The sequence below is a fragment of the Bradyrhizobium shewense genome (genome assembly GCF_900094605.1).
Classification (GTDB): domain Bacteria; phylum Pseudomonadota; class Alphaproteobacteria; order Rhizobiales; family Xanthobacteraceae; genus Bradyrhizobium; species Bradyrhizobium shewense.
The window spans coordinates 61,437-87,878 of record NZ_FMAI01000015.1; the positions used below are offsets into that span (position 1 = coordinate 61,437).

Annotated in this window: 32 protein-coding genes; 15 read left to right on the forward strand and 17 right to left on the reverse strand. The window is 64.5% G+C overall.

The window, feature by feature from the left end; translation table 11 throughout:
* Window positions 1–137: 137 nt before the first annotated feature.
* Complete coding sequence (gyrA, locus tag GA0061098_RS26180) at window positions 138–2,870, forward strand: DNA gyrase subunit A (RefSeq protein WP_091963352.1); 2,733 nt, start codon at window positions 138–140, stop codon at window positions 2,868–2,870.
* 69 nt (window positions 2,871–2,939) lie between these two features.
* On the opposite strand, the gene GA0061098_RS26185 is transcribed toward gyrA, so the two are convergent.
* Entirely contained in the window at window positions 2,940–4,793 is a 1,854-nt protein-coding gene (locus GA0061098_RS26185) for a potassium transporter Kup (protein ID WP_091963355.1), read from the reverse strand.
* A gap of 178 nt (window positions 4,794–4,971) precedes the next feature.
* Window positions 4,972–5,229, reverse strand: coding sequence for a hypothetical protein (locus tag GA0061098_RS26190; RefSeq protein ID WP_018317917.1), 258 nt, complete (start codon window positions 5,227–5,229; stop codon window positions 4,972–4,974).
* A 259-nt stretch (window positions 5,230–5,488) separates the two neighbouring features.
* On the opposite strand from GA0061098_RS26190, the gene coaD reads away from it, so the two are divergent.
* From coaD to queA, 5 genes are all read left to right on the forward strand, one after another.
* Window positions 5,489–5,986, forward strand: a complete 498-nt coding sequence (gene coaD, locus GA0061098_RS26195) for a pantetheine-phosphate adenylyltransferase (RefSeq protein WP_091963358.1) — start codon at window positions 5,489–5,491, stop codon at window positions 5,984–5,986.
* 36 nt (window positions 5,987–6,022) lie between these two features.
* On the forward strand, window positions 6,023–6,586 hold the full coding sequence (locus tag GA0061098_RS26200; protein ID WP_028144511.1) for a peptidylprolyl isomerase: 564 nt from the start codon (window positions 6,023–6,025) through the stop codon (window positions 6,584–6,586).
* A 9-nt stretch (window positions 6,587–6,595) separates the two neighbouring features.
* Window positions 6,596–7,018: a hypothetical protein gene (locus GA0061098_RS26205; RefSeq protein ID WP_091963361.1), complete on the forward strand. Its 423-nt coding sequence runs from the start codon at window positions 6,596–6,598 to the stop codon at window positions 7,016–7,018.
* Window positions 7,015–7,479 carry a peptidylprolyl isomerase gene (locus tag GA0061098_RS26210; protein ID WP_018317921.1) on the forward strand — a complete coding sequence of 155 codons (465 nt, stop codon included), beginning with the start codon at window positions 7,015–7,017 and terminating at the stop codon, window positions 7,477–7,479. Before GA0061098_RS26205 ends, GA0061098_RS26210 begins: the two co-directional genes overlap by 4 nt.
* Window positions 7,480–7,620: 141 nt before the next feature.
* Window positions 7,621–8,694, forward strand: coding sequence for a tRNA preQ1(34) S-adenosylmethionine ribosyltransferase-isomerase QueA (gene queA, locus GA0061098_RS26215; RefSeq protein WP_091963364.1), 1,074 nt, complete (start codon window positions 7,621–7,623; stop codon window positions 8,692–8,694).
* A 126-nt stretch (window positions 8,695–8,820) separates the two neighbouring features.
* Here the strand turns inward: queA and GA0061098_RS26220 are convergent, their stop codons facing one another.
* The 4 genes from GA0061098_RS26220 to GA0061098_RS26235 all read right to left on the reverse strand — a co-directional run bounded on the left by GA0061098_RS26220 (window position 8,821) and on the right by GA0061098_RS26235 (window position 13,046).
* Window positions 8,821–9,858: an aspartate-semialdehyde dehydrogenase gene (locus GA0061098_RS26220; RefSeq protein WP_091963366.1), complete on the reverse strand. Its 1,038-nt coding sequence runs from the start codon at window positions 9,856–9,858 to the stop codon at window positions 8,821–8,823.
* Window positions 9,859–10,100: 242 nt separating this feature from the next.
* Entirely contained in the window at window positions 10,101–10,703 is a 603-nt protein-coding gene (locus tag GA0061098_RS26225; RefSeq protein ID WP_165637627.1) for a PepSY domain-containing protein, read from the reverse strand.
* A 251-nt stretch (window positions 10,704–10,954) separates the two neighbouring features.
* On the reverse strand, window positions 10,955–11,701 hold the full coding sequence (locus tag GA0061098_RS26230) for a TetR/AcrR family transcriptional regulator (protein ID WP_165637608.1): 747 nt from the start codon (window positions 11,699–11,701) through the stop codon (window positions 10,955–10,957).
* Between the two features lie 136 nt (window positions 11,702–11,837).
* Window positions 11,838–13,046: a patatin-like phospholipase family protein gene (locus tag GA0061098_RS26235; protein WP_091963375.1), complete on the reverse strand. Its 1,209-nt coding sequence runs from the start codon at window positions 13,044–13,046 to the stop codon at window positions 11,838–11,840.
* A gap of 192 nt (window positions 13,047–13,238) precedes the next feature.
* Here GA0061098_RS26235 and tgt point away from each other — a divergent pair, with 192 nt between their 5' ends.
* The gene (gene tgt / locus GA0061098_RS26240) at window positions 13,239–14,384 is read left to right on the forward strand and encodes a tRNA guanosine(34) transglycosylase Tgt (protein WP_091963378.1); all 1,146 of its coding nucleotides are present in this window, start codon (window positions 13,239–13,241) and stop codon (window positions 14,382–14,384) included.
* Window positions 14,385–14,394: 10 nt separating this feature from the next.
* On the opposite strand, the gene GA0061098_RS26245 is transcribed toward tgt, so the two are convergent.
* Window positions 14,395–14,613 carry a hypothetical protein gene (locus GA0061098_RS26245; RefSeq protein ID WP_091963695.1) on the reverse strand — a complete coding sequence of 73 codons (219 nt, stop codon included), beginning with the start codon at window positions 14,611–14,613 and terminating at the stop codon, window positions 14,395–14,397.
* A 222-nt stretch (window positions 14,614–14,835) separates the two neighbouring features.
* Here GA0061098_RS26245 and cysK point away from each other — a divergent pair, with 222 nt between their 5' ends.
* On the forward strand, window positions 14,836–15,813 hold the full coding sequence (cysK, locus tag GA0061098_RS26250) for a cysteine synthase A (RefSeq protein WP_091963381.1): 978 nt from the start codon (window positions 14,836–14,838) through the stop codon (window positions 15,811–15,813).
* Window positions 15,814–15,816: 3 nt separating this feature from the next.
* Window positions 15,817–16,059 (forward strand): BrnA antitoxin family protein, encoded by a 243-nt coding sequence (locus GA0061098_RS26255; protein ID WP_028144522.1) that lies wholly within the window; start codon window positions 15,817–15,819, stop codon window positions 16,057–16,059.
* A gap of 94 nt (window positions 16,060–16,153) precedes the next feature.
* On the opposite strand, the gene GA0061098_RS26260 is transcribed toward GA0061098_RS26255, so the two are convergent.
* Entirely contained in the window at window positions 16,154–17,581 is a 1,428-nt protein-coding gene (locus GA0061098_RS26260) for a caspase family protein (protein ID WP_091963384.1), read from the reverse strand.
* A 201-nt stretch (window positions 17,582–17,782) separates the two neighbouring features.
* Window positions 17,783–18,658, reverse strand: a complete 876-nt coding sequence (locus GA0061098_RS26265) for a DMT family transporter (RefSeq protein WP_091963387.1) — start codon at window positions 18,656–18,658, stop codon at window positions 17,783–17,785.
* Between the two features lie 162 nt (window positions 18,659–18,820).
* On the opposite strand from GA0061098_RS26265, the gene GA0061098_RS26270 reads away from it, so the two are divergent.
* Window positions 18,821–19,219, forward strand: coding sequence for a RidA family protein (locus tag GA0061098_RS26270; protein ID WP_091963390.1), 399 nt, complete (start codon window positions 18,821–18,823; stop codon window positions 19,217–19,219).
* A gap of 52 nt (window positions 19,220–19,271) precedes the next feature.
* On the opposite strand, the gene GA0061098_RS26275 is transcribed toward GA0061098_RS26270, so the two are convergent.
* From GA0061098_RS26275 to GA0061098_RS26285, 3 genes are all read right to left on the reverse strand, one after another.
* A complete protein-coding gene (locus GA0061098_RS26275; protein WP_165637609.1) occupies window positions 19,272–19,817 on the reverse strand; it encodes a hypothetical protein in 546 nt (181 codons plus the stop codon).
* On the reverse strand, window positions 19,762–20,112 hold the full coding sequence (locus GA0061098_RS26280; RefSeq protein ID WP_091963396.1) for a hypothetical protein: 351 nt from the start codon (window positions 20,110–20,112) through the stop codon (window positions 19,762–19,764). The genes GA0061098_RS26275 and GA0061098_RS26280 overlap by 56 nt, the downstream gene beginning before the upstream one ends.
* Before the next feature lie 172 nt (window positions 20,113–20,284).
* Entirely contained in the window at window positions 20,285–20,872 is a 588-nt protein-coding gene (locus tag GA0061098_RS26285) for a formyltransferase family protein (protein WP_091963399.1), read from the reverse strand.
* Window positions 20,873–21,057: 185 nt separating this feature from the next.
* On the opposite strand from GA0061098_RS26285, the gene GA0061098_RS26290 reads away from it, so the two are divergent.
* From GA0061098_RS26290 to GA0061098_RS26300, 3 genes are all read left to right on the forward strand, one after another.
* Window positions 21,058–21,342: a hypothetical protein gene (locus GA0061098_RS26290; protein ID WP_091963402.1), complete on the forward strand. Its 285-nt coding sequence runs from the start codon at window positions 21,058–21,060 to the stop codon at window positions 21,340–21,342.
* Window positions 21,343–21,680: 338 nt separating this feature from the next.
* Window positions 21,681–21,899: a hypothetical protein gene (locus GA0061098_RS26295; protein WP_091963404.1), complete on the forward strand. Its 219-nt coding sequence runs from the start codon at window positions 21,681–21,683 to the stop codon at window positions 21,897–21,899.
* A 162-nt stretch (window positions 21,900–22,061) separates the two neighbouring features.
* A complete protein-coding gene (locus tag GA0061098_RS26300; RefSeq protein WP_091963407.1) occupies window positions 22,062–22,493 on the forward strand; it encodes a hypothetical protein in 432 nt (143 codons plus the stop codon).
* Between the two features lie 27 nt (window positions 22,494–22,520).
* On the opposite strand, the gene GA0061098_RS26305 is transcribed toward GA0061098_RS26300, so the two are convergent.
* From GA0061098_RS26305 to GA0061098_RS44010, 3 genes are all read right to left on the reverse strand, one after another.
* Window positions 22,521–22,823 carry a hypothetical protein gene (locus tag GA0061098_RS26305; RefSeq protein WP_018317940.1) on the reverse strand — a complete coding sequence of 101 codons (303 nt, stop codon included), beginning with the start codon at window positions 22,821–22,823 and terminating at the stop codon, window positions 22,521–22,523.
* A gap of 133 nt (window positions 22,824–22,956) precedes the next feature.
* Entirely contained in the window at window positions 22,957–23,184 is a 228-nt protein-coding gene (locus GA0061098_RS26310; RefSeq protein ID WP_091963410.1) for a hypothetical protein, read from the reverse strand.
* A gap of 150 nt (window positions 23,185–23,334) precedes the next feature.
* Window positions 23,335–23,547, reverse strand: coding sequence for a hypothetical protein (locus GA0061098_RS44010; RefSeq protein ID WP_129590933.1), 213 nt, complete (start codon window positions 23,545–23,547; stop codon window positions 23,335–23,337).
* Between the two features lie 144 nt (window positions 23,548–23,691).
* Between GA0061098_RS44010 and GA0061098_RS26315 the strand changes: the two genes are divergently transcribed.
* The gene (locus tag GA0061098_RS26315) at window positions 23,692–24,777 is read left to right on the forward strand and encodes an AI-2E family transporter (RefSeq protein WP_091963412.1); all 1,086 of its coding nucleotides are present in this window, start codon (window positions 23,692–23,694) and stop codon (window positions 24,775–24,777) included.
* 143 nt (window positions 24,778–24,920) lie between these two features.
* The gene (locus GA0061098_RS26320) at window positions 24,921–25,319 is read left to right on the forward strand and encodes an NUDIX hydrolase (RefSeq protein WP_165637610.1); all 399 of its coding nucleotides are present in this window, start codon (window positions 24,921–24,923) and stop codon (window positions 25,317–25,319) included.
* Here the strand turns inward: GA0061098_RS26320 and GA0061098_RS26325 are convergent.
* Both GA0061098_RS26325 and GA0061098_RS26330 read right to left on the reverse strand, forming a co-directional pair.
* Entirely contained in the window at window positions 25,316–25,600 is a 285-nt protein-coding gene (locus GA0061098_RS26325; RefSeq protein ID WP_091963418.1) for a hypothetical protein, read from the reverse strand. The genes GA0061098_RS26320 and GA0061098_RS26325 overlap by 4 nt on opposite strands.
* A 162-nt stretch (window positions 25,601–25,762) precedes the next feature.
* A complete protein-coding gene (locus tag GA0061098_RS26330; RefSeq protein WP_091963420.1) occupies window positions 25,763–26,026 on the reverse strand; it encodes a hypothetical protein in 264 nt (87 codons plus the stop codon).
* Between the last annotated feature and the right edge of the window lie 416 nt (window positions 26,027–26,442).

The following is a 26,442-nucleotide window of genomic DNA, read 5'->3' on the forward strand; positions in this document are numbered from 1 at the left end:
CCCCGAAACGCTCCCCTTAAGGCCGTAAGTTATTGGAAAAATAAGCGGAAAAAGCGCTTCCCTGAAGCCTGCAAGGGTGGTTATCAGGGGCTCGATGCGCTATATGATTCCCAGATAAAACCTCACCGGATTCCCCCTTGGCTGACGACGACGACAAGCCCGGCGACCAGCCGGGGCAACCCTCGGATATTCGCCCCGTCTCCATCTTCGAGGAGATGAAGAAGTCCTATCTCGACTACGCCATGAGCGTGATCGTGGCGCGGGCGCTGCCTGATGCCCGGGACGGTCTGAAGCCGGTGCACCGCCGCATCCTGTTCTCGATGAACGAGCAGGGGCACACGCCCGACAAGAAGTACGTCAAATCCGCCCGCGTGGTCGGTGACGTCATCGGTAAGTATCACCCGCACGGCGACCAGTCGATTTACGACGCCATGGTCCGCATGGCGCAGGACTTCTCGATGCGCGTGCCGCTGATCGACGGCCAAGGCAATTTCGGCTCGGTCGATGGCGATCCCCCGGCCGCCTATCGTTACACCGAAGCGCGCCTGACCAAGGCCGCGCTGGCTCTGCTGGCCGACATCGACAAGGACACCGTCGACTTCCAGCCGAACTACGACAACAACGAGACCGAACCGTCGGTCTTGCCGGCCAAGTTCCCGAACCTTCTCGTCAACGGCGCCGGCGGCATCGCGGTCGGCATGGCGACCAATATCCCGCCGCACAATCTCGGCGAGGTCATCGACGCCTGCGTTGCGCTGATCGACAACCCCGCGCTTACCATCGACGAGCTCATCAACATCGTGCCGGGACCGGATTTCCCGACCGGCGGCGTCATTCTCGGGCGGCAGGGCATCCGCGCCGCCTATCACCTCGGCCGCGGCTCGGTCGTCATGCGCGGCAAGGTCGCGATCGAGACCATCCGCAAGGAGCGCGAGGCGATCATCATCACCGAGATTCCCTACCAGGTGAACAAGGCGACGATGGTCGAGCGCATCGCCGAGCTGGTCAAGGAAAAGAAGATCGAGGGCATCGGCGACCTGCGCGATGAATCGGACCGCGACGGTTACCGCGTCGTCATCGAATTGAAACGCGACGCCGTGCCGGATGTGGTGCTGAATCAGCTTTACAGGTTCACGCCGCTGCAAACGAGCTTCGGCGTCAACATGGTGGCGCTCGACAGCGGCCGTCCGCGGATCATGCATCTGAAGGACCTGCTCGCGATCTTCGTCGACTTCCGTGAGCGGGTCGTCACGCGCCGCACCAAGTACCTGCTCGCCAAGGCGCGCGATCGCGCCCATATTTTGGTCGGTCTGGCGATCGCGGTGGCCAATATCGACGAAATGATCCGCGTGATCCGGACCTCGCCGGACCCGACCACTGCGCGCGACACCCTGATGTCGCGCGACTGGCCGGCCCGGGACGTCGAGGACATGCTGACCCTGATCGACGATCCCCGTCACCGCATCAGCGCGGACGGCACGATCCGGCTGTCGATGGAGCAGGCGAGGGCCATTCTCGACCTGCGCCTTCAGCGCCTCACGGCACTCGGCCGTGATGAAATCCGCGACGAGCTCGACAAGCTCGCCGGCGAGATCGCCGATTATCTCGACATCCTGCGCTCGCGCGAGCGTGTGCTGGGCATCATCAAGACCGAGCTTGCCGAGGTGAAGGCCGAGTTCGCCACCCCGCGGCGCACCGTCATCATCGAGCAGGAAGGCGAGGTCGAGGACGAGGACCTGATCCAGCGCGAGGACATGGTCGTCACCGTGTCCCACGCCGGCTACGTCAAGCGTGTGCCGCTGTCGGCCTATCGGGCCCAGCGCCGCGGCGGCAAGGGCCGCGCCGGCATGCAGACCCGCGACGAGGATTTCGTCAGCCGCCTGTTCGTGGCCTCCACGCACACGCCGGTTCTGTTCTTCTCCTCGCGCGGCCAGGTCTACAAGGAGAAGGTCTGGCGTCTGCCGATGGCCGCGCCGAACGCGCGCGGCAAGGCGCTGATCAACATCCTGCCGCTGGAGCAGGGCGAGCGCATCACCACCATCATGCCGCTGCCGGAGGACGAATCCACCTGGGGCGAGCTCGACGTGATGTTCGCCACGACAGGTGGCAATGTCCGCCGCAACAAGCTGTCAGACTTTGTCGACGTCCGCCGCTCCGGCATCATCGCCATGAAGCTCGACGACGGCGAGTCGATCGTCGACGTGCAGATCTGTACCGAGCGCGACGACGTGCTGCTGACCGCTGCCGGTGGCCAGTGCATTCGCTTCCCGGTCCCCGACGTGCGCGTGTTCACCGGGCGCACCTCGATGGGCGTGCGCGGTATCGCGCTCGGCGAAGGCGACAAGGTGATCTCGCTGGCGATCCTGCGCCATGTCGAGACCACCTCGGATGAGCGTTCGGCCTACCTGAAGATGCGCCGCGCGGTCGCCGGCGAAGCTGCGGGCGAAGATGCCGCCGCGGACGCCGAGGCCGAGGAGACCTCCGGCAGCTTCCAGCTCGCGCAGGAGCGTTACGCCGAGATGTCGGCGCAGGAGCAGGTCGTGCTGACCGTCTCCGTCAACGGCTATGGCAAGCGAACCCTGTCCTACGAGTACCGCACCACCGGCCGCGGCGGCAAAGGCATCGTCGCCATGAGCGTCAACAACCGCAACGGCAATCTGGTCGCGTCCTTCCCGGTGGAGGATGCCGATCAAATCATGCTGGTCACCGACAAGGGCCAGCTGATCCGCTGCCCGGTCGAAGGCATCCGCATCGCCGGCCGCTCGACGCAAGGCGTGATCGTGTTCGACACCGCCGAGGACGAGCACGTCGTCTCGGTCGAGCACATCACGGAAGAGGCCGAGAGCGGGAACGGAGCGAACGGCGAATAGTGCGAATGGTGAGTGGCGAATAGCGAATGGAGTGATTTCTACTCGCTACGCTCTATTCGCCATTCGCCGCTAGATCTCCAGCTCCGTGCCGAACTCCACCACCTGTTTGGTCGGCACGCCGAAGAACGCAGCCGAGCGTTCGGCATTGCGCTGGAGGAAGGCGAACACGCCTTCGCGCCAAACCCACATGCCCGGAACGTCCTCGCTGGGAATGATGGTCTCGCGGCCGACGTAATAGGTGATGTCGGAGAGGTCGATGCCGGGCAGCTTGCTCTGGCGGCAGACGAGATTCAGGCCTTCATAGATCGTCGGGTTCTGCATGAAGCCGTAATGCAGGATCACGCGGGTGATGCCGGGAATGATCTCGATTACCTCGGCACGTTCTTCGTCCGCGATGTGCGGCAGCTCCTCGATCAGCACGGTGACCAGCAGCACGCGTTCGTGCAGCACGCGGTTGTGCCTGACGAACTGGGTGAGCGCGAGCGGCACGCCGCGCGGTGCGGAGGCCAGGAACACGGCGGTGCCGGGCAGCCTTGCGCTGCACTTGTTCACGGCGGTCTCGATCAGATCTTCCTCGGGCTGCCGCAGCCGGCCCCTCGCGGCCTCGACCAGCTTCACGCCGGCGCGCCAGGTCAGCATCATGAAGGCGACGAGGCCGGCGAGCAGCAGCGGAAACCAGCCGCCCTCGAACAGCTTGATCGAGTTGGCCGAGAAGAAGATCACGTCGATGACGAAGAAGGCGCCGTTCACGGCCACCACGAGCCAGGGCGAATAGCCCCACTGGATCGCGACCAGCGCGGCGAGCAGCGTCGTGATCGCCATCAGCAGCGACACCGCGATGCCGTAGGCGCCGGCAAGCGCGTCCGACGTACCGAAGCTCAGGACCGCCCCGAGCGTCGCAGCCGCAAGCAGCCAGTTCACCAGGGGCACGTAGATCTGGCCGATCGCGTCGCTCGTGGTGTGACGGATCAGCATGCGCGGCAGGAAGCCGAGCTGGATCGACTGCTGGGTCAGCGAGAACACGCCGGAGATGATCGCCTGCGAGGCGATCACGGTCGCGACCGTCGAGAATGCGACGAGCAGATAGTGCAGGGCGTCGGGACAGAGCTGGAAGAAGGGGTTCTCGATCATCGTGGGATCGGTGATCAAGAGCGCGGCCTGGCCGAAATAGTTCAGCACCAGCGCGGGCAGGCAGATGGCGAACCAGGCGAGGCGGATCGGCAGGCGGCCGAAATGTCCCATGTCGGCGTACATGGCCTCGCCGCCGGTCACCGCGAGAAAGGCCGCGCCGAGAATTCCGAACGAGATGTGGAAATCCTGGTGGATCAGGAAGTCGAAGGCGTAGAGCGGGCTGAGCGCCACCAGCACCGCCGGCGCCTTGACGATGCCGTGGATGCCGAGCGCCGCGAGCACGACGAACCAGGCCAGCATCACCGGCCCGAAGATGCGGCCGATGAAGCCGGTGCCCTGCTTCTGCATCATGAACAGGCCGATCAGGATGGCGACGGTCACGGGCACCACGGCCGGCGCAAGCGAGGGGGCGTCGACCTTGAGGCCCTCGATGGCTGAGAGCACCGAGATCGCCGGCGTGATCGCGCCGTCGCCATAGAGCAGGGCAGCGCCGACGAGCCCGACCACCAGGAGGTGGGCGCGCCATGTGCCTGGCTGGGCGTGGCGGGCATGGAGCAGCGCCAGCAGCGCGACGATGCCGCCTTCGCCGCGATTGTCCGCGCGAAGGATCAGCAGCGCATATTTCAGCGAGATGATCAGCAGCAGGGCCCAGAGGATCAGCGAGGCAATCCCCAGGACAGCGTCGTGACTGAGTGTGCCGCCATGGGCAGCCGCCTTGGCGGCTTCCTTCAGGGCATAGAGCGGGCTGGTACCGATATCGCCATAGACCACCCCGAGGGCGCCCATGGTCATGGCAAGCGGTAGCGGATCAGGATGGTGGCCGGAAACGACAGCGGGCGTACTGGACAATGGCAACCCCCCGATGGGATCGCGCCCGACGGGCCATTCCGGCGGGCGCGAGCAACGCAGTCTGCGACGAGACGTCGCAAAACTCCATCGGGATTATGTGACGTGAAGCTGACAGGCCAGCCTACGGGGTGCGGTTGGCGGTCACGAGGCGAGCCTCGCGGACATTCGCCTTGGTGCCGGCCTTGCGCAGGCAGGAGGCTTCGAAATTCGGCCAGGCCTGCTGCGAGCAGTCCTTGCCGATGGCGCGGATATCGAGCCGGTCGCTCTTGGCCAGCGGCTGCGGCACGCTGGCCTCGACGCTCGGGGCAAAGCCGGGCAGGAGGGTAAGGGCGGCGGCGACACACGCAGACAGAGCGATCGCTGAAAGAGCCTTGATCATTTGACAGTCCCCTGTGATGCGGCCGCCTACGCCCAGTGTGCGGCCCGTCATTCGTTGGCCGGATTAGTAACCATGGCCAGTTTCCGGACGTCTTCGCCGGCACGGGAAATGGTTTCGTGTCCGCGCCGCTTTGTTTCGTGGTCGCTCTCAGGACGAAACAAACCGGCCATTGCCGACGCGGCCGGCGGGATATTTCGCCGGAAACGGCTGGGAACCGGCCCGGCTTGCCGGGCCGGGCCGGGCGGGGTAGGAGGGGGTCATGCCGCGCATTGCCTTCTACCCAGGTTCCTTCGACCCCATCACCAACGGCCACCTGGACGTGGTCCGGCACAGCGTTTCCTTGTGCGACCGGCTCGTGGTCGCGATCGGGGTCCACCCCGGCAAGAAGCCGCTGTTCTCGACCGAGGAGCGGCTGAAGATGCTCCACGACGTCTGCGGGCCGGTGGCGGCCCAGGCCGGCTGCGTGCTCGAAGCCGTGACGTTTGACGATCTGTCGGTGACCGCAGCGCGCAAGCACGGTGCGACGATCATGATTCGGGGCCTGCGCGACGGTACCGACCTCGACTACGAGATGCAGCTCGCCGGCATGAACGAGGCCATGGCGCCCGAGGTCCATACGGTCTTCCTGCCGGCGTCTCCCATGGTCCGCCCGATCACCGCCACTTTGGTGCGCCAGATCGCCGCCATGGGTGGGGACGTCTCAACCTTCGTCCCGCCGCAGGTTGCGGCCCAGCTCAAGGCAAAATTCGCCGCATAACGGCGCGTTTCCTTTTCTCTCTGATCCGGAGTTGTCATGATCCGAATTCTCGCAGTCCTTGCCGCGCTTCTGTTCGCGGTGCCGGCGGTGGCGCAGCAATTGCCGGCCAATCTCGACAAGGCCAACGCCATCGTCATCGACACCACCAAGGGCCGCATCGTCATCAAGCTGCGCACCGATATCGCGCCCCAGCATGCCGAGCGCATCAAGCAGCTCGCGCGCGAGGGCTATTACAACAACGTGCCGTTCCATCGCGTCATGGACGGCTTCATGGCGCAGACCGGCGACGGCCAGAACTTCAACGGCACCGGCGGCTCGAAATATCCGAACCTGAAGCAGGAATTCTCCAAGGTGCATTTCGCCCGCGGCATCGTCGGCATGGCCCGGCGCGGCGACAGCGTCGACAGTGCCAACTCGCAGTTCTTCATCATGTTCGCCGACGGCGGCAGCCTCGATAACCAGTACACCGTTATCGGCGAGGTCGTGCAGGGCATGGACGTCGTCGACAAGCTGAAGAAGGCTCCTCCAGGCTCGGCCGGCGGCGCCGTGACCGATCCCGACAAGATGGTGAAGGTGCAGGTCGCCTCCGACATCAAATAGGAGAGGGCGATGGCGCGCTGTGGCGACAAGCTCCTGCTGGTTGCTGCGGTGCTGTTGCTTGGCGTGTCCAGTGCGGCCGCCGAGGATAGGCAGGTCAATACCATCCAGGATATCTTCCGGCATCTGCGCACCTGCTGGAAACCACCGCCGGCCGCCAAGGCTCGCCCACTCGACATCACCGTCGTCGTGAGCTTTAACCGGTCCGGCGACATTCTGGGCCATCCGAGGATCTCCTATGAATCCGCGGAGGCCTCCGACAATGACCGGCTGCAATACCGGATCGCGGTGATGGAGGCGTTGCAACGCTGCACGCCGATGCCATTTACCGAGGCAATGGCCGGCGCCGCCGCGGGACGTCCATTCGCGATCCAGTTCCGCAGCCGCAAAACGCCTGACAAGACTTCACCTCCAACTCAAGAGAGACGAGCATGAGCGCCACCGAAAACACCCTGATCCTCGAGACCACCCAGGGCCCGGTCACCATCGAGATGCGGCCCGACCTCGCGCCCGGTCATGTCGCGCGCATCAAGGAACTGGTCCGGGAGGGATTCTACGACGGCATCGTGTTCCACCGCGTGATCGACGGCTTCATGGCGCAGACCGGCTGCCCGCAGGGCACCGGCACTGGCGGCTCGGGCAAGAAGCTGAAGGCCGAGTTCAACAAGGAGCCGCATGTGCGCGGCACCACCTCGATGGCGCGTGCCGCCAACCCGGATTCCGGCGACAGCCAGTTCTTCATCTGCTTCGACGACGCCCGCTTCCTCGACAACCAGTACACGGTGTGGGGCAAGGTCACCGAGGGCATGGAGAACGTCGACAAGATCAAGCGCGGCGAGCCCGTGCAGAACCCCGACAAGATCGTCAAGGCGCGGATGGCGGCGGACGCTGAGTAAGCGTTTTCCCTCATGGTGAGGAGGCGCGAAGCGCCGTCTCGAACCATGAAGGCCGAGCTGATGCAGCCGGGCCTTCATCCTTCGAGACGCGCGTTCCGCGCTCCTCAGGATGAGGCGTGACGGCACGGCGCTGAGCCCGACATGCGCACCGACCTGTTCGATTTCGACCTGCCCGCCGAGCGCATTGCGTTGCGCCCGGCGAGCCCGCGCGACTCCGCGAAGATGCTGGTCGTGGAGAACGGCGCGCTGCGCGACCAGACCATCGCCGATCTCGCACAATGGCTGAAGCCGGGCGATCAGCTCGTCGTCAACGACACCAAGGTGATCGCGGCGCAATTGAAGGGCCGCCGCATCGGCCGCGAGACCGAGCCGAAGATCGAGGCGACGCTGATCAAGCGGCTCGACGGCTCGCGCTGGCAGGCGCTGGTGAAGCCCGCGAAGAAGCTCACAGCTGGCGATCGCATCCGCTTCGGCAATGAAGGCAAGGTCTGCCTGCTCGGCCATCTCGACGCCGAGGTCGAGGCCAAGGGCCTCGAGGGCGAGGTGACGCTGTCGTTCTCGTTCCACGGGCCCACGCTCGACCAGGCCATCGCCGATCTCGGCAGCCCGCCGCTGCCGCCCTACATCGCCTCCAAGCGCACGCCCGACGATCAGGACCTTGCCGACTACCAGACCATGTTCGCCGTGAACGAAGGCGCGGTCGCGGCGCCCACCGCGGGACTGCATTTCACCCCGGCGCTGGAGCAGGCGCTGCGCGCGCGCGGGGTCGGCATCAACCAGGTCACGCTGCATGTCGGGGCAGGGACGTTCCTGCCGGTGAAGGTCGACGACACCGAAGGCCACAAGATGCATGCCGAGTGGGGCACGATCTCGGCCGAGACGGCGGAGCGCCTCAACAGCGCGCGGAAAAACGGCGGCCGCATCATCGCCGTCGGCACCACGTCATTGCGCTTGCTCGAGAGCGCCGCGAGCGAGGACGGCACCATCCAGCCCTTCGCGGCCGAGACCTCGATCTTCATCACGCCCGGCTATCGCTTTCGCGCGGTCGATATTTTGATGACGAATTTCCATTTGCCGAAGTCGACGCTGTTCATGCTGGTGTCGGCGTTTTCGGGGCTGGAGACGATGAAGGCGGCGTATGCTCATGCGATTGCGAGCGGGTATCGGTTTTATTCGTATGGCGATGCGTGCTTGCTCTTCAGGTCGCGCGGCTAAGCGCTGGCGCTGTGGGGTGGGCAAAGCGAAGCGTGCCCACGTCTTTCTTGAATAGGGGGTGAGAGTGGTGGGCACGGCGCTTGCGCGCCTTTACCCACCCTACGATACCAGTTGCTAAGACATCGACTACGCCATCACCCGCTGCGGCAACAGCTCCGCGATCTGCACCGCATTCAGCGCTGCGCCCTTGAGCAGCTGATCGGCTGCCACGAACATCGAGATCGAATGCCCTGAGGGATCGCTGAGGTCCTTGCGGATGCGGCCGACCAGGACGTCGTCCTGACCCGAGGCGTCGATCGGCATCGGGAAGTAGTTCTTGACGCGGTCGTCGACCACCTTCACGCCGGGCGCCCCGGCCATGATGGCGCGGACCTGATCCTCGGTGATCTCCTTCTCGCATTCGAAGGTGATGGCCTCGCAATGGGCGCGCAGCACCGGCACGCGCACGCAGGTGACGCCGATCGCGATCTTCTCGTCCTCGAAGATCTTGCGGGTTTCCTTGATGACCTTGGTCTCTTCGTCGTTGTAGCCGGTGTCAGGGTCGACGGCGGTGTTGTGGTTGAAGAGGTTGAAGGCGTAGGGGTGCGGCATCACCTTCGGCGTATAGACCTGCCCGTTGAGATTGGCGCGGGTGGATTCGACGAGCTCCTCCATCGCGGCCGCGCCGGCGCCGGAAGCGGCCTGGTAGGTCGAGATGATGACGCGCTTGATGCGGTTCTTCTGGTGGATCGGCCACAGCGGCACCAGCGCGGTGATCGCGGCGCAGTTCGGGTTGGCGATGATGCCCTTGTGGTCGCGGATCCGGTTCGCGTTGATCTCGGGGATCACCAGCGGCACGTTCGGGTCCATGCGGAACGCGGAGGAATTGTCGACCACGACCGCGCCGGACTTCACCGCAATCGGCGCATACTTCTTGGAGATGCTGCCGCCGGCGGAGAACAGGGCGATATCGACGCCTTCGAAGGAGCGCTCGGTCAGCTCCTTGATCACGACCGGCTGGCCGCGGAACGACACCGTCTTGCCGGCCGAGCGGGCACTGGCCAGCGCCTTGAGCTTGCCGACGCGAAAGCCGCGCTTGTCCATGGTGGCGATGAATTCGGCGCCCACCGCACCGGTGACGCCGACAATCGCGACGACGGGATCGTTACTCACTTTGTCCTCCATTGAATTGCGAATTAGACAACAAAAAAGCCCCGGACCATCGAGGGCGGGGCTTCGGTAGAGCTGATGCGTTTTAGTCGACGACTACGCGCGCACGCCTCCCCGGGCCCCTGAGGCCGTGGTGGTTTTGGTCGTGCGTTTGGTGGTCGTGAACATGGCGGCGACTTATGGGCGAGAGTCTTGCGCCCGTCAATGGCTTTTCGCCCCGGTCGATGCCGGGCTGAACTCCGGCTATTTGGCAGCCGCTATTTCGTCTTGGCGCCCGGCGGCTCGAGGGTGACCTCCTTGAGGTCGTCGCCGCTGACGACGACGATCGAAAAGTTCAGCCGGCCGCGTTCGCGCACCAGCCCGCCGCTGATCGCCTTGCCCGAGGCGGCCCGTTCGGCGACGCGCACGGCATCGGCGAGGCGGTGCCTGATCGCACCGAGCGCTGCGAGGTTGTCGCGATCGTCGTGGTCGAGCTCAGTGAGGGGGAGGGCGGCTTCGCCGCCGACGAGCTCGCCGGTCGTAGCATTGATGGTGTGGCGCCAGATCCGGTCGTTGTGCAGGGTCTTCACCCGATACACCGGCACGCGGGCGGCCCCGTCGAAACTCACATCCGCCGTGGTGGCGCCGGCGTGCCGGGCTTCGGCGATCGACATGGCCTGGCTGATCGAGACCGACGAGCTGCGGAAACGCTCGATCTCACGGCTGACGGCTTGGCGGTCGGCCTCGGCATCACCATCTGTGTCGCTGTGAAGGGCGGTCGGCGTACCCGCGGTCACGATCGCCCGCGCAGGCGCGACGATGAGCAGCGCAGGCAAGGCGATCACAAACAGTCGCGAGGTCCATCGTTTGGTTGTCGTCATGCTCGAAACCCTCGGCCAGCGAGTGTGCCGGATGATCGTAAAGAATTCGCGGCCGGCCTTGGGCATCGGCCGGCCGCGGAGCGCCGCACCGGGCTGTACCCGGTACGGCGATCTCAGCGGTACGGGCCACTTTTGGGGCTGGTGAAAAAAGCGGTCCGTATCGCTTATAACTAAACCATACCGTATCGTTTTATTTTGGTCAACGGCGCGGGCGGTTTCCCATGGGGAAAGCGCGCAATCTCACGGAATTGTCAGCGCGGGGGGCGTCGCCGCGGCGAGCCTTTGGTGGTGCTTTGGACGCGGTCGGCAGGCCCTAGCGCACCGGCGAGGAACAGCTTGATGGCCGTGCGCATCCGCTTTTCGGCGACCTTCAATTCGAGCGCCATCCCGAACGTCGCCATGCGGTGGGTGTGACCGACGACGACGTCGAGGAACACTTCCGCCGCGATGTCGGTGTCCTCGACGTCGAGCGCACCTTGCGCCACCAGATGCTCGAAGAAGCGCGCCGTGGTGGCGACGGCCTTCATCCAGCCTTCCTCCTTGCCGAGCTTGGCGACGTCGGGGAAGTTGATGGCCTGCGACGTCATCATGCGGCTGAAGGCGACGGCGTCGGGTCCGCAGGTGAATGTCAGCATCTCGCGCCCGATCTCGACCAGGCGCTGCTCGACCGAGATGTCGGAGGCGCTGGAGAGCTGCGTCTCGGCGGCGGCCGACAATGGCGCAAGCCAGCGCGCAATCTCGCGCCTCAGCACGGCGGCAAACAGGCCGCGCTTGTCGCCGTAGCGGGAATAGACCGTGGGCTTGCTGACCCGGGCCGCTTCCGCGACCGCGTCGAGCGAGGTGGCGTCGAAGCCGCGGTCCAGGAACAGGCGGGTGGCGACCTCGATCAGCCGCTGGTCGCGCTCGATGGCGGCGGTCTTCGTCGGCCGGCCGCCGCGGGATTTCGGCACCTCGCGCCGCGGCGCTGCTGGTCTCGTCCTGGTCGCAGTCAATCCCATGCCCAATGATTCCTGCGCGTTTCTAAAGGTCGTCATTCGCTCTATATCGCGCAGGAGCGGAGGCGTCATCGCGAATCTGGCCGAATTGGCCGTATCGTCAACGGTTTCGGCAGGGCCTCGTTCCGTCTCCGGAAGCTCACGGCACCGTCGAGCTCCAGGCCTGACCGGCAGCGGCCTTCTCATATCCGTATTGGTAGAGCGCCCGCATATAGGCGGTGTCGAACCCTTCCGACGGCGGCGCCGGATACTCGCGCGCGATGTAGGAGAGGTGGAAGCCGAGGCGGTTGCGCTTGGCGAAATCATAGGTCGAGAAGATGATCGAGCGCGTCTGCGACTGGGTGATCGCCGACAGGCTGCGCGAGGCGACATCGATGGTGCCGTTGGAGACCAGCTCGAAATTGCGTTCGATCTTCTTGTTGACGAGGATGTAGATGTCCATCTTCGCGTTGCCGGGCAGGCGGTTGCCCTGGAAAAGCAGGGCTTCCGGCAGCGTCAGCACCGGCGCGGTCACGCCGCCATCGACATGCATCTCCTGAAACTTGCGGCCCTGACCCTCGGCGTCGATCATGATCGGCGGAAACACCAGGGGGATGCTGGCGGAGGCCGCCATCACGTCGCGAAACAGCTTGAGCGCCTCGGGCGTGCCGACCGCGGCGATCTTGCCCATGTCCCAGATCGCGGTGCGCTGGGTGTCGAGATCGGTCGTCACCACCAGGAGCTTTCGGCCCTTGGCATTCTCGCGCGCGACTTGCGCCATGATCTCCGGCCCGACATAGCGGGCGACGAGTTCGCGCAGCCTCGTGTTGCCGAACAGGCCGGATCCGAACAGCACGCGCATGATGCTGGGATCATTCAACAGGGTCTCGGCGATGCCGCTGGTATAGACCTCCTTCAGCGTGTCGTCGTATTGCGAGCCCAGAAACGCAAACGGCGCGATCAGGCCGCCGGTGCTCACGCCCGAGACGACGGAGAAGGTGGGACGGGTTCTGGCCGCGGTCCAGCCGTTGAGCACGCCGACGCCGTAGGCGCCATCGGCGCCGCCGCCGGAGAGCGCCAGATAGGACTTCGTCGCGGTGCTGGTGTCCTTCTCGAAGCTGAATTTGGTGATGGGCTCGTCGGCGTAGCGCCTGAGGCCGTCGATCTTGAGCACGCGCGAGGTGCTGGCTTCTGCGGCCGTATAAGGCGTGCGGGGCAGCGAGGTACAGGCGCCGAGCATCAGGCTGCACGCCAGGAGCAGAAATCCGGCCGGGCGGCCGCCTGTCTGCCTGATCCAGTCAAGCGAGCGGCCGGCGACATCAGTCGAACAGGAAGCGAAGGGCATTGTCGGTGGCTGGCGATCACGCATTTACCGCCGCCGGCAAATTCGCCGCGGCATCTCGTCCAGCCCCCAAGATAAAACTACACTGTATCGTTTTGTTTAACAAGGGTGGCGACGCCGATATTCGCGCCCATTTGTGTCCCAGTCCGAGGCAATAGCCGGCTGCGGGGTGCGGCGGGTGGGTTGATCGGTCTTCGCCGACACGCAATAAGCACGGCCATGAATCCGGACCATGATCTTCCCAATCACTTTGAATTGCTCGGCACTGATGGCGCCGCGCGGACCGGGCGCCTGACCACGCCTCATGGCGTGGTGCGCACGCCCGCCTTCATGCCGGTGGGCACCGCCGGCGCCATGAAGGGCATGCACTGGCGCGAGGTGCGCGATGCCGGCGCCGACATCGTGCTCGGCAACACCTATCACCTGATGCTGCGTCCGAGCGCCGAGCGGATCGCAGCCCTTGGCGGCTTGCAGAAGTTCACCGGCTGGAACGGGCCGATGCTGACGGATTCCGGCGGCTTCCAGGTGATGTCGCTGTCGGACTTGCGGAAGGTCACCGAGAACGCCGTCACCTTCCGCTCGCATATCGACGGTGCCAAGGTGGAGCTGTCGCCGGAGCGCTCGATCGAGGTGCAGCGCTTGCTCGGCTCCGACATCGCCATGCAGATGGACGAATGCGTGCGGCTGCCGGCCGAGCGCGCCGACATCGAGCGTGCGACGCAATTGTCGCTGCGCTGGGCCGAACGAAGCAAGCGCGCCTTCGAGAGCGCCCCCGACGGCAATATGCTGTTCGGCATCGTGCAGGGCGGCGACATTCCGCAGCTTCGCCATGAGAGCGCGCAAGGTCTCGTCGCGACCGGCTTCCATGGCTATGCAATCGGCGGCCTTGCCGTCGGCGAGCCGCAGGCGGTGATGCTAGCGATGATCGACGAGACCGCACCCTTGCTGCCGAAACAGCGCCCGCGCTATCTGATGGGCGTCGGCACGCCCGACGACATCCTCGAAGCCGTCAAGCGCGGCATCGACATGTTCGATTGCGTGATGCCGACGCGCAATGGCCGGCACGGTGTCGCCTTCACGCGCTTCGGCCAGGTGAATTTGCGCAATGCGCGCCACGCCGACGATCCGCGTCCGTTGGATGAGGAGAGCTCATGGCCCTCGGCACGCAACTGCGCGCGCGCCTATCTGCATCATCTCGTCAAGGCGGGCGAGACGCTGGGGGCGATGCTGCTGTCTGAAATCAATATCGCTTACTACCAGTTCCTGATGCAGGGCATCCGGGACGCGATCGCACACGGAAAATTCGATGAGTTCTATCAGCGTACGCGTGCGGACTGGGCGAGGGGCGATATCGCCCCGCGCTAGGGCAACTGCGCTAGTTGCACACGAACCGACGCTTCACGGCGTGCTTGGTGACGAAGCCGTAGCCGCAATTGTCGCAGGTCCAGAGATAGCTGATGACGTGGTCCGAGATGTAGGCGGATGCTTCGGCGGCGACCATGGAATCGGCGCAGACGGGACAGGTCGGCAATTCGCTGCAACGCGGATCACGCCTTAGCGCTACGGTCGACATCACTTCAGCAGCTGCTGACATCATGGTGACCTCTCTGCTTTGAGACCTAAGTCTAACATACGCAGAATCAGTTGACGAGGTCGCAACACAAATGCGTTGGTTTTCTGCTAATTAAAGCTCACGCGATTTTGCGATGCAGCGTATTTAACATGTGCCGCAATTGTCGCTTGCGTGGCGTCGCAGGCTATCCGTAACTGCGAATGAGCTGCGTAAGAAGCGCAATGTCGTCACAGGGAGTTCATCATGGACGCATCGTCCAACACGAGTGCAGCGCACCAACCCGGCCGCGGCCGGATCTATGACTCGATCGTCGACGCATTCGGCAATACACCGACTGTGCGGTTGCGCCGGCTGCCCGGCATGCACGATGTGAATGCCACGATTTTGGCAAAACTTGAATATTTCAGTCCTGCCGCAAGCGTGAAGGACCGCATCGGCGCGGCCATGATCATCGCGATGGAGAAGGCGGGCATCGTCAAGCCCGACACCGTGCTGATCGAGCCGACCTCCGGCAATACCGGCATTGCGCTCGCCTTCGTGGCGGCTTCGCGCGGCTACCGCCTCAAGCTGGTGATGCCGGAATCGATGTCGATCGAGCGGCGCAAGATGCTGGCTTTTCTCGGCGCCGAATTGGTGCTGACGCCGGCGGCGCAGGGCATGAAGGGCGCGATCGCCGCCGCCGAGGAGCTGTTGAAGACGACGCCGAACTCGGTGATGCCGCAGCAGTTCAAGAATCTCGCCAATCCCGAGGTGCACCGCCGCACCACCGCAGAGGAAATCTGGAACGACACCGGCGGCAATATCGATTTCTTCGTGGCCGGCGTTGGCACCGGTGGCACGATCACCGGCGTCGGCCAGGTGCTCAAGCCCCGCAAGGCCTCACTTCGCGTGGTCGCGGTCGAGCCGGAGGAGAGCCCGGTGCTGTCGGGCGGACAGCATACGCCGCACAAGATCCAGGGCATCGGCGCCGGCTTCGTCCCTGACATCCTCGATCGCGCGGTGATCGACGAGATCGTGAAGATCAACTCGACGACGGCGATCGAGACCTCGCGCGCGCTGGCGCGGCACGAGGGCATTCCGGGCGGCATCTCCTCGGGCGCGGCGATCGCGGCCGCGCTCCAGATCGGCAAGCGGCCAGAAGCGGCGGGAAAGACCATCCTGGCGATCGTGCCGTCCTTCTCGGAGCGGTATCTTTCGACAGCGCTGTTTGAGGGAATCTAGGACATGGCGGATCAACCCCCGAGGCGCCCGCGCACACTCGGCGATGCCAGGACCGAGGCCGAGGCGGCGTTCAAGAAGGTGACGGCCAAGGTCGCCGCGGCGCCGCCGAAGCCGAACGTGGCGCCGGGGATCAAGGAGCAGGTCACCTTGCGCATCGATCAGGACGTGCTGGAGTTCTTCCAGGAGGGCGGCCCCGGCTGGCAGGACCGTATCAACGAGGCGCTGCGCAAGGCCGCGGGGAAGTAGCCAACCTCGCAACGACGGAGCATGCAGCGACACCTTCGCACCAAAGAAAAAGCCCGGCGCGAGCCGGGCTTTGTGTTTTCAATCTCACCGCATCTCAGCGGCGGAACATGCCGCCCATCATGCCACCGACGACACCACCCACGAACGCCGCGCCGGCGGCATCGCCGGGATTGCTGCGCTGGGGAGCCGGTGCCGGTGCGCTGCTGCCTGCGGGCGCGGCGGCACGGCGGGCCCCCTTCTGGCTGGTGTCGCTCGCGGTCGGCGGGGCGGCCTGGACCTCCGAGATCAGGGCCTTGTGCTGGTGCTTGTTGAGGTAACCCGATGAGGGATAGCCGCGCGCGGCCTGCCAGCGCTTGAGCACGGTCCGGGTCTCATCGCTGAACACGCCGGTCTGCTTGGTGTCGAAGCCGAGCCCGGTGAGACGACGTTGCACGTCGCGGCGCTGGGTCTTGTCGAGGCCGATCTGATCCTCGGTGAGCTGGGTGGCCTCGTCGGTGAAGGTCGCGGGATCTACGCCGGCGTTGAGGGTGCGCGTCGCGGTCGAGGGGCCGCTCTTGATGGCCGCGAGGCGTGCCAGCGCCAGCGCCTTGAACTGACCGTTCGGATAGGCGGAGAGATAGGCGTTGAGCTCTTCCGGCTTGTTGGACTCTTTCACCGAGCGCCAATATTCGAGCTCGACGCCGTCCGAGCTGCCGCTCGCCGCCGGCACGATGCCAGAAGCGGTCGGCGCCGCGTTGGCGACCTGGGTTGTCGGAGCCTGGTTGAGATAGACCGAGCCGGTCAGGTTGGTGTGGCCCCAGGGCAGCTGACCCTTGCGGGTCTCTTCATTGACCTGGGCGCGCACCGACGTCATCGCCTGCTGGATCTCGATGCCGGGTTTGGTGATGTTGTCGATCAGCGCACGGGTGAACGGGCTGTTGTTGCCCTCCTGACCGTCGAGCGCGGTCTGGCCAGGGCCGGTGGCGAACGCGATGAGAGTGCCTTCACCGGATTTCATCTCGGCGAGACCGCTCTGTACGTTGACGCTGCGCGTCGCGGAGTTCGACTTGATCTTGGCGGCGAACGGATTGTCGCGGCAGGCATCGAGGAAGACGAGCTTGACCTTGGCATCGCCCATGGTCTGTTCGAGCGTCAGGTCGATGTTGATGGCGGCGCCCAGCTTGACGTCCATCTCCGACTTGATGTCGGCGTCGACGGGCAGCAGGTAATTGGTGCCGCTGACGGCGATGCCGTGACCGGCATAATAGAACAGCGCAATGTCGGAGCCCTGCGCCTTGCGCCCGAAGTCGAGCAGCTTCTCCGTCATCTGGTCGCGGCTGAGATTGGAGCCTTCGATCACCTCGAAGCCGACATTGCGCAGCGTCGACGCCATCGCCTTGGCGTCGATCGGCGGGTTCGGCAATTGTGCGACGTTCTTGTAGGAGCCGTTGCCGACGACGAAGGCGACACGACGGTCGGCCTTCGCGGCACTGACCGACAGTGCCACGCACATGAGCGAAGCGAGGAGGGTGAGATAGCGCATTCTGAAATCCCCAGAATCGAATTGCAGGCAGCAACGATTTGGCAACGAACCTACACGAAGTGCCCGACTTCGCGCCACCGAAACGGCGGTCCGTTGCGTGCAACCCGCTGCTGTGTGGCCGAATGTGCACGATGGGAATGCTTCCCAACGTGATCCAAATCACACGGCCGCTTTGTTTTGTCGCGCGAGGCAGCGCGAGGTTCACCGCGCGCGGGCAGGAACCGCTGACGCCGGCTTCAAATTCAGGAGATTGCCGCACAGGATCAGCACAGCACCGAGCACGGTCCAGGCGTCGAGCCGCTCGGAATACAACAGCCAGCCGGCCGTCGCAGTTAGTGGAACCCGGAGGAAGTCCATGGGAACCACGATCGTTGCGTCGGCATATCGGAGCGCGCTGGCAAGGCAATAGTGCGAGAAAGTGCCGCAGATACCGATGACGAAGAGCCATCCCCAAAGGTAGGCTGACGGCCAGGTCCAGACGGCGAATGTCGGCAGCAGGCCCACAACCATCTGCACGATGATCATCCAGAACAGGATCGACAAGGCGCTCTCGGTCCGAGTCAGCGACTTCGCCAGGATCATCGAGATGCTGAAGCCGATTGCAGCTCCGAGCGCGATCATCTGGCCCGGATTGATTTCGCTGGTGGCGGGCCGCACGATCATGACGACGCCGACGATACCGAGCACGACCGCGGCGATCTTCCAGACCGTCATGCGTTCAGACAGGAACGTTGCGGCCAGCACCGCAGTCCAGATCGGCATGGTGAACTCGATCGCCACGACCTGGCCGATTCCGATCAGCGTCAGTGCGTGAAACCAGCCGAGCTGCGCGAAATAGTGGACCCCATTGCGTGCAAGATGCTGCGGCAGGCGTTTGGTCGCGACCGCCTTGAAGCCGCCGGCGCGGTAGATGAGCGGCAGGAGCAGCGTGAAACCGATTACCGAACGCACCTCCATGATCTGGAAGACGTTGAGCTCGCGCGTGGTCTCGCGCCCGGCAACCGCCATGACCAGCATCAGTGACAGCCAGCCGGCCATCCACAATGCAGCCATCGTTTTGGACGGTGTCGCGCTCATTGGGCAGGGGTTTGGGGGCAGGGTGCTGGAGGATGGAATGTGAAAGGACGGCCGGTATCGACGACATCGCCGCCGTTTGCAACGGCCAAATCTGCGGATGCAGCGATGCAGGGCGGCGTGCTAAGGCGTCATTGAACAACAAGAAAAGGGAGATGTTCGCTCATGCAAATCTTGCAGCCGGCCGACTGGAAGAAGCCGCGCGGTTTTTCTCATGGCGTCGTGACGGAAGGGCCGGGCCGCTGGGTGGTTCTGGCCGGCCAGACCGGCGGCGATGAGGCCGGCAATTACGCGCCCGACATGGCGGCGCAGGTCGCGACCGCGCTGAAGCGGATCATCAAGCTTCTGGCCGAGGCCGGCGCCGGCCCCGAGCACATCGTCCGCCTGACCTGGTACCTGACCAGTCGCAGCGAATACGAGGCCGCGGGTGTGGGTATCGGCGCAGCCTGGAAGGAGACGCTCGGCCGCAATTTCCCGCCCTCGACGCTGCTCTATATCGGCGGCCTCGTGGACGAGCGGGCCAAGGTCGAGATTGAGGTCACGGCGTTCGTGCCCGGCGCATAAAAAAATCGACCCGGCGCGCTCGCCGGATCGACTGCCGTGTCACTCTACGGTCTTACTTCGACAGCGAGATGTTGGCGCCGCGGAACTGGCTGTCCGCGCGGATCGAGACGTTCTGCTTGTTGCCGGCCGTCTTCAGCGAGAGGTTGGCGTTGAAGCCGGCGGTCGAGGCGACCAGCTCGTAGTTTCCGCTGGCACCGCGGCCCTGAAGCGAGCCAGAGATGTTGCGGCTGGCCTCTGACCAGCTGCCGGCGATCGCGCCGCCCTCAGCCTTGACGTTGGCTCCGAGGTTGAACTTGTAGGCGTCGCTGGCGCAGGTCAGCGACATCTCCATGGTCGGTCCGATCGGGGCGTATTTGGCCCGGCAGCGGATCCGCTCGGTCGAGCCGTCGTCCAGGGTGACGACGCCGCCGCCGCTCCAGGTACCCGCCAGCGCGGCGAAGGGGCCCGACTGGGCCATGCTTTCGGTGTTGGCGATTGCTGCCGCAAACAAAACGGCGGCCGCGATCAGCAGCCGCCGGTTCCGGGCGCGAGCCTCAATTGGTTTATTGGCGCGATGCTTCCCACCGCCCGCTGCACGGTATGCCTGCAGATGCTCCATTCCACTTCCCCGATCCGGCGTTGCCGCTGAGTTGACCGTTGGCATATGCACCATTGATCGAAACTTTCACAAGTCCCCCGCTGCCGATGGTGCCGGAAACGTTAGCGCCGGGCGCGGTGATCCTGCCGTCGGCAACCGTCAGCATGGAGCTTGCGGTCGGCTCGCAGGTGCCGCTCTTGGTGACGATGACGACCTGCCAGTTGCCGTCATAGGGGCTCTGGGCGAGGGCGGGAGCGGCGAGGGTGCCGGTCAAAACTGAAGCGGCACAGAACGCCGCGATGCGACCAAAACGCATGAATTCCGTCCTTGAATTTGTCTGATATGCTGACGCTTATTCGGACGAAATGTGACGGAAATTTGTTGCAATGCCAAATCGAAAATTGTTCCTGTGGAAACAATGGTTTATTTGCGTTCCCGATTCCGATTTTCTAAGCGGAATCAAGACCCCTTCACGTTAAGGGTAAACGTCAGGCGAGACTCGGTGCAGAGGTCGCGAACTGCTCGTCCTGAGTCTTGGACGGCAGCGCCTTGTGGACCTTGGCATAATCGATCACGTCGGCCAGCAATTTGAGGCCGAGCGGAGCGAGCGCGCGCTCCCAGAGCTCGCGGGCGGTCTCGCCCTTCTTCACGAAGCACCAGTCCTGGGCGGCGATGGCGCCGGCGTCCATGCGGTCGGCGAGATGATAGATCGTGCCGCCGGCGATCGGATCGCCTTCCTTGATGGTCCATTCCACGGCGGCCTTGCCGCGGTGGCGCGGCAGCAGCGAGGGATGATAACCGATCCCGCCGAACTTGGTGGCGGCGAGCGCGTCCTTGCCGATCCGGGCGTGGCTGTGCGCCGTGATAATCAGGTCGGTATCGGGGGCAATCTCGGAGGCCACCACGAGCTTCGGATTGGCTTGGACCGCGACCTCGATGCCGGCCGCCTTGGCGGTCGCGGCGAGCCGATCCTCGGCATCGGCGACGACGACCCGGACGACCGAGACGCCGTGCTCCCGGAGCATGTTCAGGGTGGTCACGCCGAAATGGCGGGAGCCGACGAGGGTAATGCGCATGGGTGTCCAATCCGGTCTCGCAACTGCGTCATCCCCCGATAACACGTCCGGACGCCCTGTCACCACCCGCGCGGCGTTTGCGCCGGTTATCAACAATGTGCCGACGTGGGCGCGACGGATTTCGCGATTGCGCAGGCGGCCGTTCCGGTGCTCCATACGTGCATTGCACAGCTCGGAGCGAGTGCATGCGAGGCGCCTGGCTTTTCCTTTTCGCGACACTGATCGTAGCTCATCCGGCTCATGCCGGCGGGCCGTACCCTGCTGTGCCGCCGGAGACCGGGGTCGCGCCGTTCGTGGGGCCGACCTGGGACGCCTATCGTTGCGCCGGAGGGACGGTCACCAACTTCTATCACGGTGCCTATTACGGTGAGGAGCCGCCAGCGCTCTATCGCGGCTATGCGTACCGGCCGTATTATCGCTACGGCGCCTATCGCAGATATCCGCGCACCTATTTCTGCGTCACGGACTAGCGTTGCCGCACGGCCACGACGGGCCTGCAAGCAGGCGATAAAACCGGTTCCTGTGTTTGGTTTTTAACAGAGGTATTTCCGGCCGGCTGCTAGATATGCGCCTACCGGGGCTGGCGACATTTCAACCCGCATCCGTTTTCGAACCCGGCTTTGGCCGCTGGCGTAACCGCCAGCGGCCTTTTCGTGCCACGCATCACGAAATCATCGAAGGTAACACGATCTCAACCAGCCTGGCGTATCGACGAATCCGTCGCGGATTTGTATTGCGTACCGCGACACCGAAAATGTCCCGCCGGCCTTTTTGGGCCGCGCGGGCCTTTTTCGCCGGGACAGATTTCATGCCGAGCGCAATTGAGCAGATCGTCGACAGCTATGTGCGGCTGAAGAACCGGCGCGGGCTCGACGAGTTGATGATGCACAGGCAGCGGCTCGCGGTCGATCTGAAGAGCAGGTCCGGCTATGATTTCAGTCTGCCGATCGGCCAGATCGACGAGGAGATCGCGATCATCGAGGCCGGGCTCAGCCGGCTCAAGGCGGAAAATTCCAAAACGGTCTAGCGAAGGCGGCGAGGCGAACTCTCGCGAGCATTGGGGACGACGCATCGTCGCAGTCCGAGACCGGTTCATGCATGGTTCAGGCCGGCCATGTCTCAATCCCCGGGTCGTTTCGTGGGACACGAATCCTGCTAGGCTTGTCCCCGTGATTTTGGAGGAGACGTCATGATCGAGCTTGCGCTGGCCGGCCTGCTGGCATTTGCAACCGTGCCTGCGGCATCGCCTGAGCCCATGGTGGAGCAAGTTCAGTTCAGGGCTGCTCCGGGCGGACGATGCCCGGACGGCTATGATTTCAACCACTCGAACGGCCGCTGCTACCCCAACGACTATCATGCGCCGGGTGTCTACACGCGGAATCCCGGGCCGCACGAATACTACGGACGCCAACGCGGCGGCGGCCTCTGTCCGCACGGCTACGACTACAATTACTCGAACGGCAGCTGCTATCCGAACGGGGCGCACGGGCCCGGCGCTTACGGGCGTTCCGAAGCCTACGGACGACGCGGCGGGCTCTGTCCCGACGGCTACGATTACAACTATTCGCGCGGACAGTGCTTTCCGAACGGCGCACGCGCTCCCGGTATGTACGGGCGGTAATCGATCGCCGTGCTGAGGCGGGCGTGCTCAGTCGCGCCGGCCGCCGTCGATCACCGTGAACAGCGGCCGAGCCGGGGTCGGCTCGACCAGCAATTCCTCCACCAGCGCGGTGGCTGCATCGACATATTTGCGTGTCGGCTTATCGAGGGGGCGCTTGGCCTCGTCGTCGAGCGCGATCTTTGCGGCTTCGACCAGCTTGCGCATCCGCGCCGCATGGTCGTCGCCCGCCGTCAGCGTCGCGCGCGCCAGCGAGCGCAGCACGAACAGCTCGCCCTCGAGGCGGAGCAGGCGGTCGTTGAGCCTGGTAAGGACGGCGTTGAGGTCGGCCATGTCTGCTGTTCGGCGCGGAAGATCCGTCCTGATCTAGCGGCGATCGGTGAACGGAGTCCAAACGGTACCGGTGCAATTCGGCCGATCCTCCACCCCGGATGACCGGCACGGCGCAATCAGAGGGCTGGACAGCCTACCACTCGACGTCGGCCCAGCGCCTGCCGAACACGGGCGGCCGTGTCTTCACGGCTTGCCAGCCGAAGAAATGATGCTTGCCCGACCAGGCATGCACCACGCCGCTACAGATGCTGCATTTGAAGCTGCCGGCGTGGGAATCGCTGTGCTCTTCCCTGGTCGCGGTGTAGTTCATGCCGCAACCTGCACAGGTAAATTCTTCGATCGTCCAGATGCTGTTGGCCATTTGACGGAATGCTTTTTGTTGACCTCGACCCACGGTAGTCACGGGCGTTTGCAGCGGCGTAAACCGGGGCGGGGAAATCCGGTTAACGGGCGTTAGCCAAGCCCGGCCGCGTGGCGGGCCATGCGAGATCGGCGCGGCCTCGCAGCCGGATCAACTGCCAATCCGCATATCCCGGTCGATGCGCATCTGCACCCGCCTGACCGCGAGCTGCCGCAGCCTGCCTTGCACCCGTCCGGAGCGGACCCTGGCGCCGATCGCATAGGCATATTGCCAATAGCCCGGCGCGGCGTTCGGCCTCAGGGAATAGCGGATGCCGCGGTGCATTCCCGCGCGTGCATCGGATTCTCCGGGAGGGTCTGTCATCGTCTTTCGAATGCGGGATGGCCCCGATGTGTTCCTAATCGTGGGCCCCGGCAGTTCCAGTCGCCTTGACGCCGGATGCGTTGCTGGCAATAACGGCTAGACCTCGCAAGCACCGGAAGTTGCGTTCATGCCGCAAGGAAAGCAGTGCCCGTGAAAAGTCTCCGTCAGCTCCTGACGGGAGAGGATGTCATCCAGCTCGTGATCCGGCTCGGCCTGCTGGCCCTGCTGATCATCTGGACCTTCCTGATCATCCGCCCGTTCGTGCCGATCCTGGCCTGGAGCGGCGTGCTCGCGGTCGCGTTCTATCCGGCCTTCAGCTGGGTCGCAAAAATCCTCGGCGGCCGGCCCAAGACCGCAGCAGTGATCCTGACCCTGATCACGCTCGGCATCGTCATTGGCCCGGCCACCTGGCTCGGCATCAGCGCGGTGGACGGCGTGCGTGAGCTGGCGCATCAGCTCGGCACCGGCGATCTGGCGCTTCAGGCCGCGCCCGAGCAGCTCAAATCGTGGCCTCTGGTCGGCCCCTTGCTCTACGAGCTCTGGGACCAGGCCTACACCAACGTCCGCGCGGTGGTACGCGAGGTAGCGCCGTATCTCCAGCCGCTGGCGGGCCCGCTGCTTTCGCTCGCGGGCGATGCCGGCGTCGGCACGCTCCAGTTCCTGGTGTCGGTGTTCGTGGCCGGCTTTTTGTTTCCACATGGACCGCGGCTGGTCGCGGCCAGCCGCGGTTTCCTGTTTCGCATCGTGCCCGAGCAGACCGAGCATTTCCTGTCGCTCGCGGGCGCGACCATCCGCGCCGTGGCGCAGGGGGTGATCGGCGTCGCGATCGTGCAGGCGCTGCTCGCCGGCATCGGCTTCAAGCTCGCCGCGGTGCCGAGCGCCGGCCTTCTCGCCTTCATCGTGCTGCTGCTCTCGATCGTGCAGATCGGCGCCTTCCTCGTGCTGCTGCCTGTCATCATCTGGATCTGGACCGCCAAGGACGTCACCACGGCGCTGTTGCTCACCGTGTTTCTCGTCGTGGTCGGCTTCCTCGACACCATGTTGAAGCCGCTCGTGATGGGGCGTGGCCTGACCACGCCGACCATCGTGATCTTCGTCGGCGTGATCGGCGGCACGCTGGCCCACGGCATCGTCGGCCTGTTCATCGGGCCGATCATCCTGTCGGTGGCCTGGGAGATGATGATGGCCTGGATCAGGACCGAGGATCGGGCGGGAACGGCCGAGGGCTGATCTTGCCTCGATCGGCGCGATCTTTCCGCCGTGTCGCGCCAGGACCCGAAGGATCGCGGCCTGTGATCAAAACGTGCCGGGAACTTGTCTGTTCGACTAGACAAGTTACGATTGGGACGATTCTGGTTTCAATGACGGCAGCAATGGCGAAGTCTTCCAAACTGGTTGCCGCGCGGCGCGGTAAGGTCTTGTTGGTCAGACGCCGGTCGGACGGCCTGTGGATGTTCCCGGGCGGCCGCAAGCGCGCGCGCGAGTCCGACAAGGACTGCCTGCGGCGGGAGATCAGGGAGGAGCTGCCCAAGCTGAAGCTCGGCAGGATCAGCCTCTGGAAGGAAGTGACGGCGAGGAACAAGCGCTCCGGTCGCAAGATGAGCGACGCGATCTTCATTGCCAAGACGGCCAAAGGCAGGCTGGCGATCGGCGACAAAAAGGAGATCGACCGCGCCGCCTGGCAGAAGCCGCGCGGCATCCGTCTGACGCCGACCTCGCGCTATATCCGCGACCGCCTGTTTCCGAGGAAGCAGAGGCGGAAGGTGAGCTAGTCCTCGCGTCCCGCCGATCGCGTCCGTCCGGCGAACCTCCTCGACTGCTGCCCCTGCGGTTCGGGCGCAGTTAACTTCGCTGCGTCGGCCTCGCGCATCTCCTTGCGGACCTTGCGCGCATCGCGCATCGCGCGCTTGACGAAGGGATGCTGGGAATCCTCGGCGAAGAACAGCACCACTTCGCAGCTCGGACATTGCCTGGAATAGCCGTCCTGCAACCGCCCGGCGCGATCGCGAAACACGTTCTTGCACCGCGTGCACTGAATCTGGACTGAACTCATGCGCGGACAACAATGACTTTGGGAAATGGATCGTCAGATGATCCCAAATGTCTGAAGAAAGCTTGAATGCCTTCGTGGCGAAATGCTCGCAGACCGCGCGGGCAAGCGCCATCGGCCGGCCGAGGCCGGTGGCGGAACAAGCCGGTTGGAAAACGGTCGCCGCTATTGCTTAGCCGCCATCGTGTCCAGGCATTGGTTGAGAAAGGCGGTGCGATCCCTGGGCAGCACTTTCTCGAGATCCGCCTTCAGCGCGCATTCGCGCTGGCGCAACTGCTCGGCCCGGCGCTTCTCGGCCGCCTCGCGGAATTCGGGAGCAACCTTGTTGGGATCGACCAGCGGCTGTGAGCGTGCGGGAGCCGTCGCAAGCAGTGCAATGGCGGCGATGAAAAAGAGTGATCTCAAATGAGCCTCCGTAAAAGAAGGCATCCTAGCGCGCGACGGGTGCGCGCTCAAACCGGGGAATGCGGTACCCCGTTCCGGCGTGATTGGCCGCGCGGGCGAACCTCCGCCGGCGACTTTGGAACGACTTGGCACGACAAACGTCGAATCCTGGCTCCCGGCCCATCCCCAAGCCCCAAAACCCCCAGGCCGGGAGTAAACCTTCCCCACAAAGGTTGGCGACCTCGGTCTCACCGAGGTCGTTTGTTTGGCGTGTGTGAACCAGTTCACAAGCGCGCGGTGAAATCGCTGCTATGAAGACGTCATTGCTTGACCAGTTCATTTTGCTCGAAACGCCCCAGCGTGGCTCCAAGCGCTGGGGTTTTTCGTTTCTCTCCGGGCGCAGAATGTTTACAATCGCGCCAAGCGTCGCATCGACAGACGCAGATCTCGCGCCGCGCTAG